Source organism: Nocardiopsis mangrovi, from assembly GCF_042653925.1.
GTDB lineage: Bacteria > Actinomycetota > Actinomycetes > Streptosporangiales > Streptosporangiaceae > Nocardiopsis_B > Nocardiopsis_B mangrovi.
Window position 1 is genome coordinate 1 of record NZ_JBHSFQ010000047.1, and the last position, 15194, is coordinate 15194.

The window sequence follows — 15194 nt, forward strand, 5'->3', positions numbered from 1 at the left end:
GCCCCCCGCCGCGGGGCGCGCGGCCCCCGGCCCCGCCTCCCCGGGCGGCCGCCGCCGCGGCTGCCGCGCCGCGCGCGGCGGCGGCCGCCCGCCGGCCTCCCCCCGGCCGGGACGGGGCGGGCGCGTCCCCCTGCTGACCCGCATCCGCCGCGACTGGCAGCTCCTGCTGATGGCGGTCCCGGCCCTCGGCCTGCTCGCGGTCTTCCACTACACGCCCACGGCCGGCAACATCATCGCCTTCCAGGACTACAACGTCTACGACGGCGTCGCGGGCAGCCCCTGGGTCGGGTTCACCAACTTCTACTGGCTGTTCACCGACTCCTCGTTCTGGCACGCCGTCGGCAACACGGTGCTGATCACCACGTTCCAGTTGGTGTTCTACTTCCCGATCCCCATCGGCCTGGCGATCCTGCTGGACAGCGTCATGTCACCGCGGCTGCGGCTGCTGCTCCAGAGCATCGTCTACCTGCCGCACTTCTTCTCCTGGGTCCTCGTGGTCACCCTGTTCCAGCAGATCATCGGCGGGGCCGGGCTGATCTCGCAACTGCTGCGGCAGAACGGCTACGAGGCGCTGGACGTCATGAGCAACCCCGACGTGTTCCTGCTCGTGGTGACCTCGCAGGTCGTGTGGAAGGACGCCGGCTGGGGGACGATCATCTTCCTCGCCGCACTGGCCGCGATCAACCAGAACCTCTACGAGGCCGCGGCCGTCGACGGCGCGAGCCGGTGGCGGCGCATGTGGCACATCACCCTGCCGGGGCTGCGCCCGGTGATCGTGCTGCTGCTGATCATGCGGCTGGGCGACGCGCTCAACGTGGGCTTCGAACAGTTCTTCCTGCAACGCGACGCGTTCGGCGCCAACGCGGCGGAAGTCCTCGACACGTTCATCTACCACCGGACGCTGACCACCGCCGCCTACAGCTACGGGGCGGCGGCCGGGCTCGTGAAGGGCGTGGTCGGGCTCCTGCTCATCCTGGTGGCCAACAAGGTCGCCCACCGCCTGGGCGAGGACGGGATCTACCGACGATCATGACCACCACGCACCCGCGCCCCGTGTGGGCCGAACCCCCCGGCGTCGCCGGCCGCGCCGGCAAGAACCTGGCCCTCGCCGCGATCGCGGCGGTCGTGGCCCTGCCCATCTACGTCGTCGTCCTCACCAGCCTGTCGCCCGCCGCCGCGGTCAACGAGGCCGGCGGGCTGGTCCTCGTCCCGCAGGGGATCTCCTTCGCCGCCTACACCGAGCTGTTCGCGGGCGGGGTGGTGACCCGCGCCGTCCTGGTCAGCCTGGGCGTCACGGCCGTGGGCACGCTGGTCAGCCTGGCGGCGACCGTGCTGGCGGCCTACGGGCTGTCGCGGCCGTCGTCGCTGTGGCACCGGCCGCTGCTGTTCACCGTCCTGCTGACCTTCCTGTTCACCCCGGGCATGATCCCGCAGTACCTGCTGGTCGGCTCGCTGGGGCTGATCGACTCCTACTGGGCGCTGATCCTGCCGACCGCCGTCAGCGCGTTCAACCTGGTCGTCATGCGGGCGTTCTTCATGAACATCCCCGCGGAGATCGGCGACAGCGCGCGGGTCGACGGGGCGAGCGAATGGCGGATCCTCACCCGCCTGGTCCTGCCGATGTCCAAGGGGGTCACGGCGGTGATCGGGCTGTTCTACGCGGTCGGGTACTGGAACGCCTTCTTCAACGCCATCCTCTACATCAACGACAACCGCATGTGGCCGCTCCAGCTCATCCTCCGCCAGTACGTCCAGCAGGGCGGCTCGCTGACCAGCGCGTCGGTGGTGGACACCTCCGCGAGCGCGGTGCTGCCGCCCAACCTCGCCATCCAGATGGCGATCGTGGTGGTGGCGCTGGTGCCGGTCACGGTCATCTACCCACTGGTGCAGCGGCACTTCACCAAGGGCGTCATCATCGGGGCGGTCAAGGGCTGACCTCCCCGAGAGCATCCGGCCGGGGCGGCCTTCGGGCCGGACGGCCGACGGGGCCGGGAACGCGCCGCGTTCCCGGCCCCGTCCCCCTGTGCGGTGCCCGCCCGGGCGGGGGATGGCCGCGGGGCACCCGGGCGGGCACTCCTGCGCGGACGGCGGCGGTTAGGCGGGGTCGCCGTAGACGATGCCGCGTCCGTTGGTACTGACGTAGACCCGGCCGTAGACGTTCGGGTCGCCGGTGATGGCGGCGCCGGTCCACGCCCACTGGTTCCGGTCGTCGTTGATCCTGGTCCACGTGGCGCCCGCGTCGTCGGAGCGGAAGATGCCGCGCACCCCGTCGATCCGCGCGCTGGTGTAGACGGCGGGGTGGCCGGCGCCCGGCGCGGGCGCGCCGAACCCGACCGAGTCTCCCTCGTCGACCGCCGCCACCGGCGTGAACGTCGCACCCGCGTCTGTGGAGCGCCACATGCCGGAGGCGTCGCCGGAGCCGCCCGCGAGCCACACGCCGCCCTCCTGCCCGGGGACGGCGGCGAAGCGCACGTCGCCCTGGGCGGGCAGGCCGGCGGCGGCCGACTCGGTGAAGGTCGCCCCGCCGTCGGTGCTGGTGTAGAACCGGCCGCCGGAGAACGCGTAGAACACCTGCGGGTCCACCCGGTCGGCCTCCACACGGGCACCGGCCGGCACGCCGGAGGCGGCGGTCCACGACGAGCCGGAGGTGGTCGAGACGTGCACGCCCGTTCCCGCGGGGCTCCACACGATGCGGGAGCCGTCGGCGCCCATGGCGACCGTCCCCGGGCCGGTCACGCCTCCGGGCTCCTGCCCGGCCCACCAGTTGTCGCCGCCGTCGGACGACAGGCCGATGTGGGCGACGCCGTCGTCGCCGTCGCCGACCCGGACCACCTGCCGCGGCGCCAGCTCGGCGAAGTCCAGGGAGGTGGTGCCGCTGTGCGTGGGCTGGGTGTACATGAGGTCGGGGGCGGTGGAGAGGTCGTCGTGGCGGAACCCGCCGACGTCGCCCATTGCCGAGAGCAATGGGGCGCCCTCGGGCGGGGCGGCGAGGTCGTTCACCGCGGTCTCCTCGATGCCCCGCGCCTTGACCTCGATGGTGAAGGTCTCGTCGCGGTCCCAGGCGGTGAGGTCGTCGGTGCCGTAGAGGGTGGCGCCGGTGCCGTACATCATCCGGTCGGAGTCGAAGGGGTCGATCTCCAGGGCCTGGGTCATCCAGCCGAGCTTGGGGGTCTGCTCCGGGGGCTGCGGGTTCGCGCCGAAGGTGAGCCACGGCGACGCGGAGATGTCCATCTCGTAGCGGTTCGCGCGCTCGGGGTAGTTCGTGTACTGCCACGCCTGGGTCCAGGTGGCGCCGCCGTCGGTGGTGCGGAAGATCTGGATGTCGGGCCACCAGGAGATCTGCGTGGCCACCATGAGGGTGCCGGGGTTCTGGCGGTCGATCGCCAGACCGCCGTAGCCGTAGTAGCTGTCCTCGGATTCCGAGGGCACGGGGCTGATGCGGGTCCACTCGTCGGTGGCGGTGTCCAGGCGCCAGACGTCGCCCTCCGCTCCGTCGTAGGGGCCGCCGGTGTCGCTGGTGGAGATGTAGAGGTAGCCGTTCTCGTGGTCGAGCACGCCCTCGATGGCCAGGTGGCCGGTGGGCTGGCCCGGGACGCGCTCCCAGGTCCGGCCGGCGTCGGTGCTGCGGTAGACCGTGTTCTGCTTGTCGGCGACCCCGACGTAGACGTCCCGGGTGCGCTGGCCGGCGCTGCCGCTGGCGGGGTCGAAGGCCACCCAGGTCACGCCGAGGTTGTCGCTGAGGTAGCCGGAGGAGTCCGAGGGGTCCTGCACGTAGTTCCCGGCGTTGGGGAACGCGGTGACCTCGGCCCAGGTGGCGCCGTAGTCGGTGCTGCGCCACAGGCCCTCGCCGCTGGGCGCGCCCAGGTAGAGGACGCGGTTGTCGTTGGGGTCGATCGCCAGCCGCTCGATGCCGCGGCCGGGCATGTTGCCGCCGAGCTTGAACGGCAGCTCGGTGGTCTCCCAGGTCTCGCCGCGGTCGTCGGAGCGCAGGATCGCGCCGTTGTTCGGATCCCAGTCGTTGGTGTAGGTGCCGACAGCGGCGTAGACGCGGTCGGGGTCGACCGCGTCGGTGGCCAGTCCGGCGACTCCGGTGTAGCCCCAGTCGTCCCAGCCGACCCAGTCGAGCAGTGGGATCCACTCCTCGGCGGCGGGGTCCCACCGGTAGGCGCCGCCGATGTCGGTGCGGGCGTAGATGAGGTCGGGCTCGGACTCGTTGAAGACGACGCCGGGGATGAAGCCGCCGCCGACCACTTCGACGTTGTCCCAGGTGTAGGCGTCATCGGCGGCTGCGGGGGCGGACGAGACGGTGATCAGCGAGGCGGCCAGCGCGACAGCGGCGGCAGCGGCCGTGGCGCCCCGAGAGCGCCGCCGGACCGGTGGATGGGGAGAACCAGGGGATGGCGGGGGTGCCGTTGTCACATCAGACTCCTCGGTGGGGGCACTCGGAATGCTGTTGTCTAGCGGCCTCGTGAGTTAGTTTGGACACGCAACCAACAAAACGTCAACCGATGCACCGCCCACCAGCGGACATGACAACGGCCTCCACGGGGACATGGAGGCCGAGGCACGAAGCGGGGAGAAACGAAGCGACAGGGGCTACAGCCCGTCGACAACGGCCAGAAACGCCCGCCACTCCCGAGCGGGGAAGGCCAAGGTACCGAGTTCCCTGTTCCGCGTGTCCCGGACCCGGGTGATCGACCCCTCGGACACCTCCACGCAGTGGCCACCGGTCTGGTTGCTGTAAGTGGACTTGTGCCACGGAATCGGGTCACTCACGAGAACTCTCCTCTGATGCGTTCGATCAACTTCCGGGAGGCGGGGACTGGGAGCGCGGCACCCCGCAGGTCACTGAAGTGAGCCATGTAGGAACTTACAACTTCCGGATCGTCGTGCGCCGCGGCCGTCATCCGGGTCTCCATGAAGACGGCCTCGCCCTTATCGGGTACCGCGAAGAGCGAGAAACCCTCTGACAGTCCGGGGTGGTACTCGGTATCGAACGGTATGACGTGCAGGGCGACACGCGCCTCCGAGGACACCTTCAACAGATGCTCCAACTGCTTGCCCATGGTTTCACGCCCCCCGATCGGACGCCTCAGCACTGCCTCGTCGAGAACTTCGATCAGGTGCGGCGGCCGTTCCGCGAAGAGGACGGCCTGCCGCTTCATGCGCGCCTTCACCTGCTCCTCGATATCCGCATCGGTGTCGGCCGGCTGTCCGGCACGCAGGATGGCCCGGGCGTACTCCTCCGTCTGCAAGAGCCCGGGGATGAGCATCGGGTTGTACTCACGGAGCTGCGTGGCTTGCTGTATCAGGGACGCCAGTCCCTGGAACCACGCAGCCAGCCCATTCCCGTCATTGGCCGCCTGCCACAACCGGATGAGCGCTCCGCGGCTTGAAAGCGCATGGTCGATTCGTTCCACATGCGCCAGTTTCGGAACGTGGATCCCGCGCTCGAATGCACTCACCAGGCCGTACGAGATTGAAACCTGACCACCGAGATCACTCTGCGTCAGACCAGCCTGATCGCGCCAGCGTCGGAGTTCCCTCCCGAATCGCCGCCACTGCGGCTGAACCTTTTTAGCCATGAATCAAGCGTATTCAAATGATCTTGAAAAATCCTGCGATCAAAAAAAGAGTATTCGCAGGTGCACTTGAAACCATGGACGCGTACCCCCAGTTAGATGAAGCTGAGTCCCACCAGGTCGCCACAAAGACAAACGCCCCACCCAGTGTTCGGCGCACTAGGCGGGGCCGAGCCCTCAACCTGACAACACCAGGGAGGACCCAGCAATGAACACTAACGGTGAGCAATCCCGTAGGAGAAATATCCGACGAACCGGGGCGCGACGGGTTCGCCCCTATCTGTCCGAGACCGAGTACCGGCGCGTCAGCGCTATCGAGCGGTGGTGAGAATGGTGACCTACTCTCGGCGATTCCCCGGCTGGGCCGACCAGGTGCGGGCGGCGCGGAACTGGATGGAGGACCTCCTCACCACCCACGACGGGTTCCGTGTGCCCGAGGACACCGTCGCCTCGGCCGTCCTGTTGGTCAGCGAGGCCGCCACCAACAGCATTCGCTACACCGCCAGCGGCCGGGGCGGCACCTTCACCGTCTGGCTGCACCTCCGCCGATACCGCATCACCATCGACGTCGATGACGAAGGATGTCCCGCCGGCGGGACGATCCCCTTCATCCGCCCGATCACCCCCATGGCCCAGCACGGCAGGGGCATCACGCTGATCGACTACCTCGCCACCGCCTGGGGCCCGCTCCCCCACCCCCGTACCGGCGTCACCTTCACCCTCACTTGGGCCACCAAGGACACCCGCGCCGCCTGACCACCCGCTCCACGCACCCGCGGCCCTGCCTCCGGAGGGGGAGGCAGGGCCGCCCTCTCCTCGGCAGCAGGCCGCAGGATCCGCTGTGGCTACTCGCCGGTGACGTGTCCCGTTGCCGGGCGCTCAGGGGGACGCCCTTCCTCTTTTGACGGCGGGGTGGACGGGTGCTTCGCGGAGGCGAACCGTCCCGTGGCGATCAGGGTCACGACGAGCGCGAGCGGCACGATCCACCCGCTCCAGCCGAGGACCGTCGCCTGCGTGGTGTCGATGTGCTCGCCTGCCTTGGCGAAGAAGAGGTAGCTCGCGCCCGCTCCATTGAACGCGGCGTGCGCGAGAGCCGCGGGCCACACCGATCCCGATCGGAGCCGCAGCCAGCCGAAGACCGCGCCGACCAGGATGCACATGGCGACCATCGCGGTCAGGCCGAGCCAGCCCGGCGCATCGGGGTAGTTGTACCCGAGGAGGATGAGCGGCGCGTGCCACAGGCCCCAGATCACGCCCGAGATCAGGAGGGCCGGGAGCACACCGAGCGGCATCAGCTTCGGGAGCAGCCAGCCTCGCCACCCGAGTTCCTCGCCCAGCGCCGGGATGAGGTTGATGAACGCCGCCATCGGGAGTGCGGCGAGCTGGATGACGATGAGCGCGCCGATCGGTATCGGAATCTCGGCCACTCCCGCGGCGCCCACCTGCTCGTCGAGGAGCTGCCGGAACGCGGAGAAGTTCACAAGGTCGACCGGATAGACCCCCAGCAGCGCGCCGACCGGGAGCGCCGCCAGGACGAGCGCGATGGACACGAAGATCCCCAGCGCCGCGTAGCCGAGCACTCTCGGGACCGGTCTCAACGGCCACAGGCCGAGCGTCCACGCCTTCTGCTGCGGCCGCTCCACGAAGAACACGACGGCGAGGGCGGCGATCGCGGGGGTCATCATCGTGGCGGTGGCCACCACGGTGAACCAGGGACTGGCGAGTCCGTCACCGAACCAGAGCGGGAGCGCGAGGAGCCAGGCGAGCGCGAACGCCAGGATGGTGAAGAGGCCGATGGACCGCAGATCGCGGCTGCTCATGCGGGGTCCGCTCCGGGTCGTGGCCGTCGTCGATCCCGTCGGAGATGTGATGGTCATGAGGTCCGCCCGTCGAGGATGTGCAGACCGGCGATGGTGCGGTCGTCGCGGAACGCGATCCGTGCCGTGTAGTCGCCCGCCTCCAACGAGAGCGGCGTCTTGGTGATCGTCATGTCGCCGGCCCGGGTGGCCTCCGGCTCTCCATACCCCTCGAAGGCTCCCGCCAAGCCGACGATCTGCGCCCACGCGGCCGCGAGCGCGTCCTCCGGCAGGCCGTCGCGCATGGTCGGATCGAACCGCTCGGTGACACGCGACCATTGCCCGGACGCGAGGTCTTCGATCACCGAGGCGGCCAGTTCGGCGACGCCGGGAAGCGGCGTGGTGTTCATCGGTTCTCCTGTTCGGGGGTCGATCGGTTTGCCATAGCGCTGGAACGCCGCTTGCCGGCTCACGCCGAGTGCGTCGCCGACGACTTGCCACGTAGCGCCGTTCTGGCGCGCCTGCTGCACGACGGCGCGCACGACGTCATCGGCGGCCGCCTGCAGGCTCACGGCGCGCCCTATCGTGTCGGCCCAGTCGTCGCCCCTCGTCAGGACACGTGAAGCGAGGAACGCCTCCATGTGCGCCTTCAAGGCCCGCAGCGCATCCGTCAAGTTTTCTTGCACGTGTAAATCATAGCTTTACAAACTGCCCGTGCGCCAGGCGGATGCGCGCAATGCGCACGTCGTTCACGTCCCAGCGGTGCCTCAAAGCCGCAGGGGCGGCGGCGCCCAGGCCCCGAACGCCGGCCTGATCGCGCTCATGAGTGGCACCAACAGCGACCAGGGCGCGCAGACACGGCTGATGGAGATCTACGGCGCCGAACCCGGCTACGAGGACGGCGGCCCCGTCTCCTCGTGGGCGAAGTGCGGTTCCGCCGCTTCCAGTCGCGGTACCGCGATACCCAGCCGTCGTGCTTCGGCCAAAGTGTCCCGGCAGACCTCCCGCGGCTCCTCGGCGTCGGGGTCGGAGTGCGTCGCGAAGTTCGCGCGTATCGGCGGGACATGGGCGGTCAGCCAGGCGAGCACGGGCGCCGTCAGCCAGGTGGGCGCCCGGAACGGCAGCACACCGCCCCGGTGGCGTCGCAGGTCGACGCCGCGTGCTTCGAGGAGCGGCAGCAGCTCGCGGCCGGCCAGCAGTCCCTCGCGGAAGTCGCTCGTCGACCCGGCCAGCTCGGACAGGGAGCCCAGCCGCAGGCCCTGCGAGAACAGGCCGGCATCCGACACGAAATGGACCCACAGCCAGCCGCGGAAGTCAGGCCGCTCCTTGATCCGGAGCCCGGCCTCGCGAAACGCCTGGCGCACGGCCTGCTCCCGGTCGGTCGGGGGCCGGCCGAGGGTGCCGAAGACGACCGACGGCAGCAGTGCCCCACGGAGCACGCCGTCCGCGTCGAAACCGCCACCGGCCTGGGGAAAGCCCCAGGCGATCCGGTCGAGGGGGAGTGCGCCGACTGCGGCCGTCGGCTCGGTCCAGAGGTTGCCGAAGACCAGGACCGTGGCCTGTCCGACGCGCGGGGTCAGGAAGGTCGCCGCCTCGGTGAGTCGGTGGTGCGGCACGCTGACCACGATCAGGTCGAAGTCGTGGTCCGGCTCCAGGGTCTCGCGGTAGCGCACCGGCCACTTCTCGTCGACGCGCTGCCCCCACACTCGGCGCCGCACATCGAACAGGTCGAGGTCCACCGCGTCCCCGTACGCCGCCGCGCGGCCCGGCCGGACGTAGAACTCGACCTCGTGGCCCGCCTGGTCCAGCACCCGGCCGTAGATGGTGGCGATCACGCCTCGTCCGAACATCAGGATCTTCACGTGGTACCTCGTGGGGTAGGATCGATCTGGAGGTCATCTCCACTTTCAAAATATGGAGGTGATCTCCACATGTCAACGCGAGGGAGCGCATGACCGCCGACAAGCCATTGCGGGCCGACGCCCGGCGCAAACGCGAGGCCCTGCTCGCCACCGCCCGGAAGGTCTTCGACGCCGGCTGTTTCTTCGACCTGCGCTTCGATGATTTCGCCCGCCTGGCCGGGGTGGGCACCGGCACGCTGTACCGCCACTTCCCCACCCGGGAGGCACTGGCCGAGGCCGTCTACCACGGGGAAGTCGCCACGCTGTGCGACCGCGCCCGCCGGCTACAGGCCACGCTGCCCGCGGCGGAGGCTTTGGCGACCTTCCTACGCACCATGGTCGACCACATCGATGCCCACGAGGGCCTCGCCCGAACGCTGGCCACGCTCTGGGCCGATCGCTCGGACACTCTCACCGAGGGCAGCCGGGCGCTGGAGCAGGCCGTCACCGACCTGGTGGCCGCCGCCGTACGGGACGGCGCCGTTCGCGACGACGTGGGTGCCGGTGCCGTGATGATGGCGCTGCACGGCATCGGCGCGGCCCACGACCGCCCCGACTGGCGGACCGAAGCCGACGGTGTCATCACCCTCGTGCTGGACGGGCTGCGCCGCCCGCTATAAGAAGGTGCGACACCGTGGTACGGCGGCGAAGACGCGGTCCGGGGTGGTCACCCGGCCGCCGGGTCCTGTCGCCATGCCGTGCGACGGCATCCGGCGAGGAGGATGGCGACCATGTGCGCGGCGTCGGCCTGGTCGTAGTCGGGGCCGGTGATGCAGAGGTTTCCGATGGCGCGCATGAGCGTGTAGGCGGTGACGCCGGGGTTGAGTTCGTCGGCCTCACCACAGGCGTCGAGCAACATCGCGCAGGCCGGGAGCAGGGTGTCGAGCATGAGGCTGTGGAGGTTCTCCAGCCCTGCATCACCGGACCCCAGCGCGGCGCCGAGGCCGTGCTTGGTCACCAGGAACTCCACGAACGCGTCCACCCAGCGGGTCAGGGCGGTGAACGGAGAGGGGGATTCCGCCAGGAGCCGGGGCGCGAGTGCGGCGCAGGTGTCGATCTGGTGCCGGTAGACGGCGGTGACGAGGTCCGCCCGGGTCGGAAAGTTCCGGTAGATCGTCCCGACGCCGACGCCGGCACGTTCGGCGATGTCGCGGATGGGGGCCTGGACGCCCTGGTCCACGAAGACCGACGCCGCAGCCGCCAGCACGGCGCCGCGGGTGCGTTGCGCCTGTGCTCGGCGTACTCCGACCGGTTCCGGCACGAGACCTCCCTTTGCTCGCGGAACAATGTTCCGCTAAATTGGCGGAACGGCGCTCCGTCAAAGTATGGCAGGCCGCCCCCACGAAGAGAGCACAGGTCCCTCATGTCTTCCCGCCACTTCGACCAGCGGATCGTCGCGGTCAAGCCCATCACCGTTCCCGTGCCCGGCCGCGGCGTCGACCTCCAGGTGAAGGTCACCGCCCCACTGTCAGGCCAGAACCTTCCCGTCATCGTGTTCTCCCACGGCAACGCATGGTCCCTGGACGGATACGAACCCCTCGTCGACCGGTGGGCAGCCGCCGGATTCATCGTCGTGCAGCCCACCCACCTGGACTCCCGCCGCAACGGCATCACGTGGGACGACCCGCGCTTCGCCACCATCTGGCGCGTCCGGATCACCGACCTCCACGCGGTCCTCGACGGCCTGGGCGACATCCTTCTCCAGGCCGGCGGCCTGGAGACCCGCGTCGACCATGAGCGCATCGCGGTCGTCGGCCACTCCTGGGGCGCCCAGACCGCCGGCGTGCTCCTCGGCGCGCGCGTGCTCGACGCCGCCGGCGTTCCCGGAGAGGACTTCTCCCACTCCGCGGTCTCGGCCGGCGCGCTGATCGCCGCCACCGGAACCGGCGACACCCTCACCCCGTTCGCCGCCGAACACCTTCCGTTCATGCGGCCGGACTACTCCACCATGACCACCCCGGCCCTCGTCATCGCGGGCGGCAAGGACCAGTCCCAACTCTCCACCCGGGGGCCGGAGTGGTTCACCGACGCCTATCACCTCAGCCCATCCCCGAAGAGCCTGCTCACCATCGCCGAGGGCGAGCACACCCTGGGCGGCCTCGCCGGCGAGATGGCCGCCGAGACCACCGACGAGGACCCCGCCCGTGTCGCCCTCGTCGCCGACGCGATCTCCGCCTACCTCCACGACGCCTTCAAGCTCGACGACGCCGCGTGGACCGCCCTCAACAACGCCGCTGCGGCCGGCGACGGCACGTGGAGCATCGCCGGCAAGTGAACCCGGCTCCCACTCGGGGTCCGGGCGGTGGCCGTCCATGACCGGAAACAGGGGGCTTTCGTGCTGCCATTGGCTCTCATAGGGATCCTCGGCGCGGTGTTCATCGCTCGCGCGCGGTGCTGACCGCGTTGATGGGGTCAGTGGAGAAGCAGACCGAACGCGGCGTCGCCGAGACCGTCGCCCTTGCCTCGGCCGGTACCCGGCCCGCGGTCTCCAAGGTGCGGGGGCGGGCCGCCTCCCTCCCCGGCGCGGCGAGCGAGGCGGCGCCGCTGACATTCCAGGAGCGGTCCGTGTGGTGGCGCTTGCGGATCACCCCGCGCGGTCCACTGCCGAAACGCGCAAGCCACCCGCCCCCGACCGCGACGTCCCCGCAGGCGTTCCACCTGGCCGAGGGCGGTTACCGGATCCGCGTCGAGCCTGGTCTCCCGGCGCGGCCCGGCCCGTGGTTCCGGCGGCCCCGCCACGGATACGGGTGGTCCCCTCTCAGATCCAGCCGTGCTCGGCGGCGATGCGGGCGGCCTCGTGCCGGTTGGCGGTGTCGAGCTTGGCGATGGCGGCGGCGAGGTGGTTGCGCACGGTGCCCCGGGAGAGTGAGACGCGTCGCGCGATCTCCTCGACGGGAGCGCCGTCGCGCGCCAGGGCGAGGATGTCGGCCTCGCGCGGGCTGAGCGGGGAGTCTCCCGCGCTGATCGCCTCGGCGGCCAGCGCCGGGTCGACATGCCGCCCGCCTGCCGCGACCGTACGCACGACCTGCGCGAGGGTGCGGGAGGAGACGGTTTTGGGCAGGAAGCCGCGAGCGCCGGCGGCCAGTGCCGACTTCAGGTAGCCGGGCCGGCCGTGCGAGGTCACGATGACGCAGCGGCACTCCGGCAGCTCCGTCGCGAGCCGCCGGGCGATCTCGATGCCGTCGGGGCCGGGCAACTGGAGGTCGAGCAGGGCGACATCGGGACGGACTTGCAGTGCCGTGGCCAGCGCCTCGTCTCCCGACCCCGCTTGTCCGACGACCTCGAAGTCGTCCTCCAGGTCGAGTAGCCCGGCGATGGCGTCGCGGATGAGGTGTTCGTCGTCGGCGACGAGGATGCGGATCATGCGGGTTCTTTCTTTGCGAGCGGGATCGCGGCGTCTAGCAGGAACCAGTCTCCGTCGCGGCGGGTGGTGAGGTGCCCGCCGAGCGCGCGGATCCGCTCGGACATCGAGCGCAGCCCCACACCCCCGCCGCCGCCTGCCTCCCCGGTCTGGGCGGGGCCCGCCCGGCCGGCTCCGTCGTTGGCGATCGTGAGGAGCACCTCCCCGTCCTCATTGGCGGTCGCGACCGTGACCCGCGTCGCCGCGGAGTGGCGCAGCAGGTTCGTGACGCCCTCGCGCACGACCCACGCCAGGGCCTCCGCGCACTCCTGGGGCACGGGGTCGCCGGTGACCGTGCAGTCGATGCCGGCGGAGGTCAGCAGCGACCGCGCGCCCGACACCTCGCCGTCCCAGGTCGTACGGAGTTCGCCGCGCACGACGTGGCGGACCTCGGTTCCCGCCTCCTTGGCGAGCCGCCGGACCCCGGCGATCTCCTCCGCGGCGCGTTCGTCGTGGCCGCGGCGGACGAGTTCCGACGCCAGGGAGCTCTTCAGGGCGATGGTCGCCAGGGTCCGGCCGAACACGTCGTGGAGGTCGCGTGCGATGCGCAGGCGTTCGTTGGCGAGCGCGAGTTCGGCGCGGGTCTCGTGGGCCGCCTGGAGTTCGAGCAGTACCCGCAGCATCCACACAGTCGTCCAGCACACCCAGAGGACCACGCTGATCAGGACCGACCCGACCAGCAGAAACACGATTTCCGAGACACCCAGGAACGGGACGGCCAGTACGACGGTCGCCCCGTTGAGCAGCGCCGTCCGGCGCGCGTCCAGCGCGGGGACGAAGCTCGCCGCTGCCGAGGCGATCCCGGCCGCGGCCGTCAGGCCCATCGCGGGGAGGGGGACCATGAGGCTCACGGTGACGAAGGCGACGAGGGCCGCGGCCCATCCGATGACGCCACCGACGCCGCCGAGGGGAGATCGCCGTGAGCGCCCGACAACGATGTCGATGCTCCGGTTGGTGACGACGGAGTTTACGACGACGAGGACGAGGGACAGCGCGAACGCGGCCGCCCACAGGGCGAGGCCCGCCCCGGTGAGCTCCTTGGACCACGGCGCGCCCCCGATGAGGGTGCCGGTCGGAGCCGTGAGAGCGCAGTACGTCGACCAGCGCACGTACGCCTCGAACCGGCGCGCGCCGACCAGCGGTATATCGCTCATAGGCCTCATTGTGCCGTCGGGACCGAAGCGGACTGTGCATGCGGGTGCGGCGAGGGGTGGGCGGGGGTCAGGGCCGGTCCCGTCCGGCGGGTGCGCAACCACACCACCGCCGCGATCGCGGCGACGGTGACGGTGGGCACGAGCAGGACAGGCGACCCGACGCCCGCCGACCTGTCGGAGATGGAGGCGCCGATGTCGGAATGCATGGCGGTGACGAAGACGAAGGTGACCGTGTTGAGCAGCGCGTGGATGACGACCGCGGTCTCGATGCCGCCGGTGCGCCAGGTGATGGCGGCCAGGCTGACGGCGAGCGTGAAGTACCAGATGTTGATCCACGGATCCCCGGCGCCGTGAATGGCCGTGAACACCAGGCTGGAGACGAGGACACCGAGGACCAGCCCGGCACGCGGTCCGCGGCTCCAGCTCCCGGCGACGCGGAAGACGAGCCCGCGCAGGCCGTACTCCTCGCCGGCCGCCTGCAGGGGCGTCAGCAGGAGGGTCGTGACGAGGATGGCGATCAGGTCGGCGATGGGCCAGTACGTCTGCTCGACAGGCGCCCCGATGTGCATGGCGACCGTGGCGATCAGCCAGACGGGGCCGATGATCAGGAGGGCCCGGCCGAACACGTCGAACCGGAAGCGCGATACCACCGAGTGCAGCGAGGGACCCTTCACGCCGTAGAGCCACCATTGGATGCACATGCTCCAGGGGATGAGCAGGGCGAGCGAGAACATGGACAAGCCGTGGTAGACCGGCGTGTAGTCGGTGCCGCCACTCGCCGGGTTGGTGTAGCCCATCCGTGCATCGATGAAGGCGGCGGCCTGGACGATGGCGAAGCTGAACACGAACATCCCGGCCAGCAGGAGCGCGATGGCGAGGATGCCGCGCCCGATGTGGCGCTTCTCACCGGCGAGCACGCGGTGGTACTCCGCACCCGGTGCGATGGGCCGCGGACCGCGGCTGCGCCGGTTCGGCACGGCGGGATCGGCCGGTGCGTACGGAGGCGTCCGCACCGCTCCCGCGTCCGGGGACGGGTGGAAGGCGTCGGCCCGCCGGTGGGGCGCGGGCGGCGGGAAACGGCCGTGATCGGGGTCCATGCTCCGAACCTAGATCGGAGCAGGTCCGTGACGGAGTGTCACGGATCACGGGTTTCCTCCGCGCCCCGCACGGGTCGGGCATGACGGATGTCATGCATCGACGGATTCGCGACCCGCCCCGGCGCGAGGGGCACCCGCTCCGGAATTCCATGAGCGGACCGTGTCGGCGGAGGGAGCCGTACGGGGGCCGTCGCCGTCGCCGGTGGCCGGCCCGCGGCGGGAACGGGGCCGGCCGCCGGTGGCGGTGGCGGCGGGCCCGGGGCA

Annotated in this window: 15 protein-coding genes; 5 read left to right on the top strand and 10 right to left on the bottom strand. The window is 70.6% G+C overall.

All coding sequences use genetic code 11. The features are described from left to right. Together ACFO4E_RS28210 and ACFO4E_RS28215 are read left to right on the top strand one after the other, a co-directional pair. On the top strand, window positions 1-1033 hold a 1033-nt coding region (locus ACFO4E_RS28210), incomplete at its 5' end, for an ABC transporter permease (protein ID WP_378580038.1). After that, window positions 1030-1935, top strand: a complete 906-nt coding sequence (locus ACFO4E_RS28215; RefSeq protein ID WP_378580040.1) for a carbohydrate ABC transporter permease — start codon at window positions 1030-1032, stop codon at window positions 1933-1935. The genes ACFO4E_RS28210 and ACFO4E_RS28215, both read left to right, overlap by 4 nt. Before the next feature lie 159 nt (window positions 1936-2094). Here the strand turns inward: ACFO4E_RS28215 and ACFO4E_RS28220 are convergent, their stop codons facing one another. From ACFO4E_RS28220 to ACFO4E_RS28230, 3 genes are all read right to left on the bottom strand, one after another. Next, window positions 2095-4419: a beta propeller repeat protein gene (locus ACFO4E_RS28220; RefSeq protein ID WP_378580042.1), complete on the bottom strand. Its 2325-nt coding sequence runs from the start codon at window positions 4417-4419 to the stop codon at window positions 2095-2097. A gap of 177 nt (window positions 4420-4596) precedes the next feature. Next, window positions 4597-4776, bottom strand: coding sequence for a DUF397 domain-containing protein (locus ACFO4E_RS28225; protein WP_378580044.1), 180 nt, complete (start codon window positions 4774-4776; stop codon window positions 4597-4599). Further along, window positions 4773-5585 (bottom strand): helix-turn-helix domain-containing protein, encoded by an 813-nt coding sequence (locus ACFO4E_RS28230; protein ID WP_378580046.1) that lies wholly within the window; start codon window positions 5583-5585, stop codon window positions 4773-4775. Before ACFO4E_RS28230 ends, ACFO4E_RS28225 begins: the two co-directional genes overlap by 4 nt. A 327-nt stretch (window positions 5586-5912) precedes the next feature. Here ACFO4E_RS28230 and ACFO4E_RS28235 point away from each other — a divergent pair, with 327 nt between their 5' ends. Continuing rightward, window positions 5913-6338 carry an ATP-binding protein gene (locus ACFO4E_RS28235; protein WP_378580048.1) on the top strand — a complete coding sequence of 142 codons (426 nt, stop codon included), beginning with the start codon at window positions 5913-5915 and terminating at the stop codon, window positions 6336-6338. Between the two features lie 89 nt (window positions 6339-6427). Here the strand turns inward: ACFO4E_RS28235 and ACFO4E_RS28240 are convergent, their stop codons facing one another. The 3 genes from ACFO4E_RS28240 to ACFO4E_RS28250 form a co-directional block, all read right to left on the bottom strand. Continuing rightward, complete coding sequence (locus ACFO4E_RS28240) at window positions 6428-7402, bottom strand: CPBP family intramembrane glutamic endopeptidase (protein ID WP_378580050.1); 975 nt, start codon at window positions 7400-7402, stop codon at window positions 6428-6430. Window positions 7403-7455: 53 nt separating this feature from the next. Further along, complete coding sequence (locus ACFO4E_RS28245; RefSeq protein WP_378580094.1) at window positions 7456-8019, bottom strand: DUF3887 domain-containing protein; 564 nt, start codon at window positions 8017-8019, stop codon at window positions 7456-7458. A gap of 249 nt (window positions 8020-8268) precedes the next feature. Continuing rightward, window positions 8269-9240: a ketopantoate reductase family protein gene (locus ACFO4E_RS28250; RefSeq protein WP_378580052.1), complete on the bottom strand. Its 972-nt coding sequence runs from the start codon at window positions 9238-9240 to the stop codon at window positions 8269-8271. Between the two features lie 89 nt (window positions 9241-9329). Here ACFO4E_RS28250 and ACFO4E_RS28255 point away from each other — a divergent pair, with 89 nt between their 5' ends. Next, on the top strand, window positions 9330-9899 hold the full coding sequence (locus tag ACFO4E_RS28255; RefSeq protein WP_378580054.1) for a TetR/AcrR family transcriptional regulator: 570 nt from the start codon (window positions 9330-9332) through the stop codon (window positions 9897-9899). A gap of 47 nt (window positions 9900-9946) precedes the next feature. Here ACFO4E_RS28255 and ACFO4E_RS28260 read toward each other — a convergent pair whose 3' ends face one another. After that, window positions 9947-10540 (bottom strand): TetR/AcrR family transcriptional regulator, encoded by a 594-nt coding sequence (locus ACFO4E_RS28260; RefSeq protein WP_378580056.1) that lies wholly within the window; start codon window positions 10538-10540, stop codon window positions 9947-9949. 102 nt (window positions 10541-10642) lie between these two features. Between ACFO4E_RS28260 and ACFO4E_RS28265 the strand changes: the two genes are divergently transcribed. Beyond that, on the top strand, window positions 10643-11554 hold the full coding sequence (locus ACFO4E_RS28265) for an alpha/beta hydrolase family protein (protein ID WP_378580058.1): 912 nt from the start codon (window positions 10643-10645) through the stop codon (window positions 11552-11554). 483 nt (window positions 11555-12037) lie between these two features. Here ACFO4E_RS28265 and ACFO4E_RS28270 read toward each other — a convergent pair whose 3' ends face one another. Genes ACFO4E_RS28270 through ACFO4E_RS28280 form a run of 3 tightly spaced genes read right to left on the bottom strand, consistent with a single transcriptional unit; the run spans window position 12038 to window position 14930 of the window. After that, the gene (locus ACFO4E_RS28270) at window positions 12038-12643 is read right to left on the bottom strand and encodes a response regulator (RefSeq protein ID WP_378580060.1); all 606 of its coding nucleotides are present in this window, start codon (window positions 12641-12643) and stop codon (window positions 12038-12040) included. Beyond that, entirely contained in the window at window positions 12640-13833 is a 1194-nt protein-coding gene (locus ACFO4E_RS28275; RefSeq protein WP_378580062.1) for a sensor histidine kinase, read from the bottom strand. The genes ACFO4E_RS28270 and ACFO4E_RS28275 overlap by 4 nt, the downstream gene beginning before the upstream one ends. A 5-nt stretch (window positions 13834-13838) precedes the next feature. After that, window positions 13839-14930, bottom strand: coding sequence for a CPBP family intramembrane glutamic endopeptidase (locus ACFO4E_RS28280; RefSeq protein WP_378580064.1), 1092 nt, complete (start codon window positions 14928-14930; stop codon window positions 13839-13841). Window positions 14931-15194: the final 264 nt, after the last annotated feature.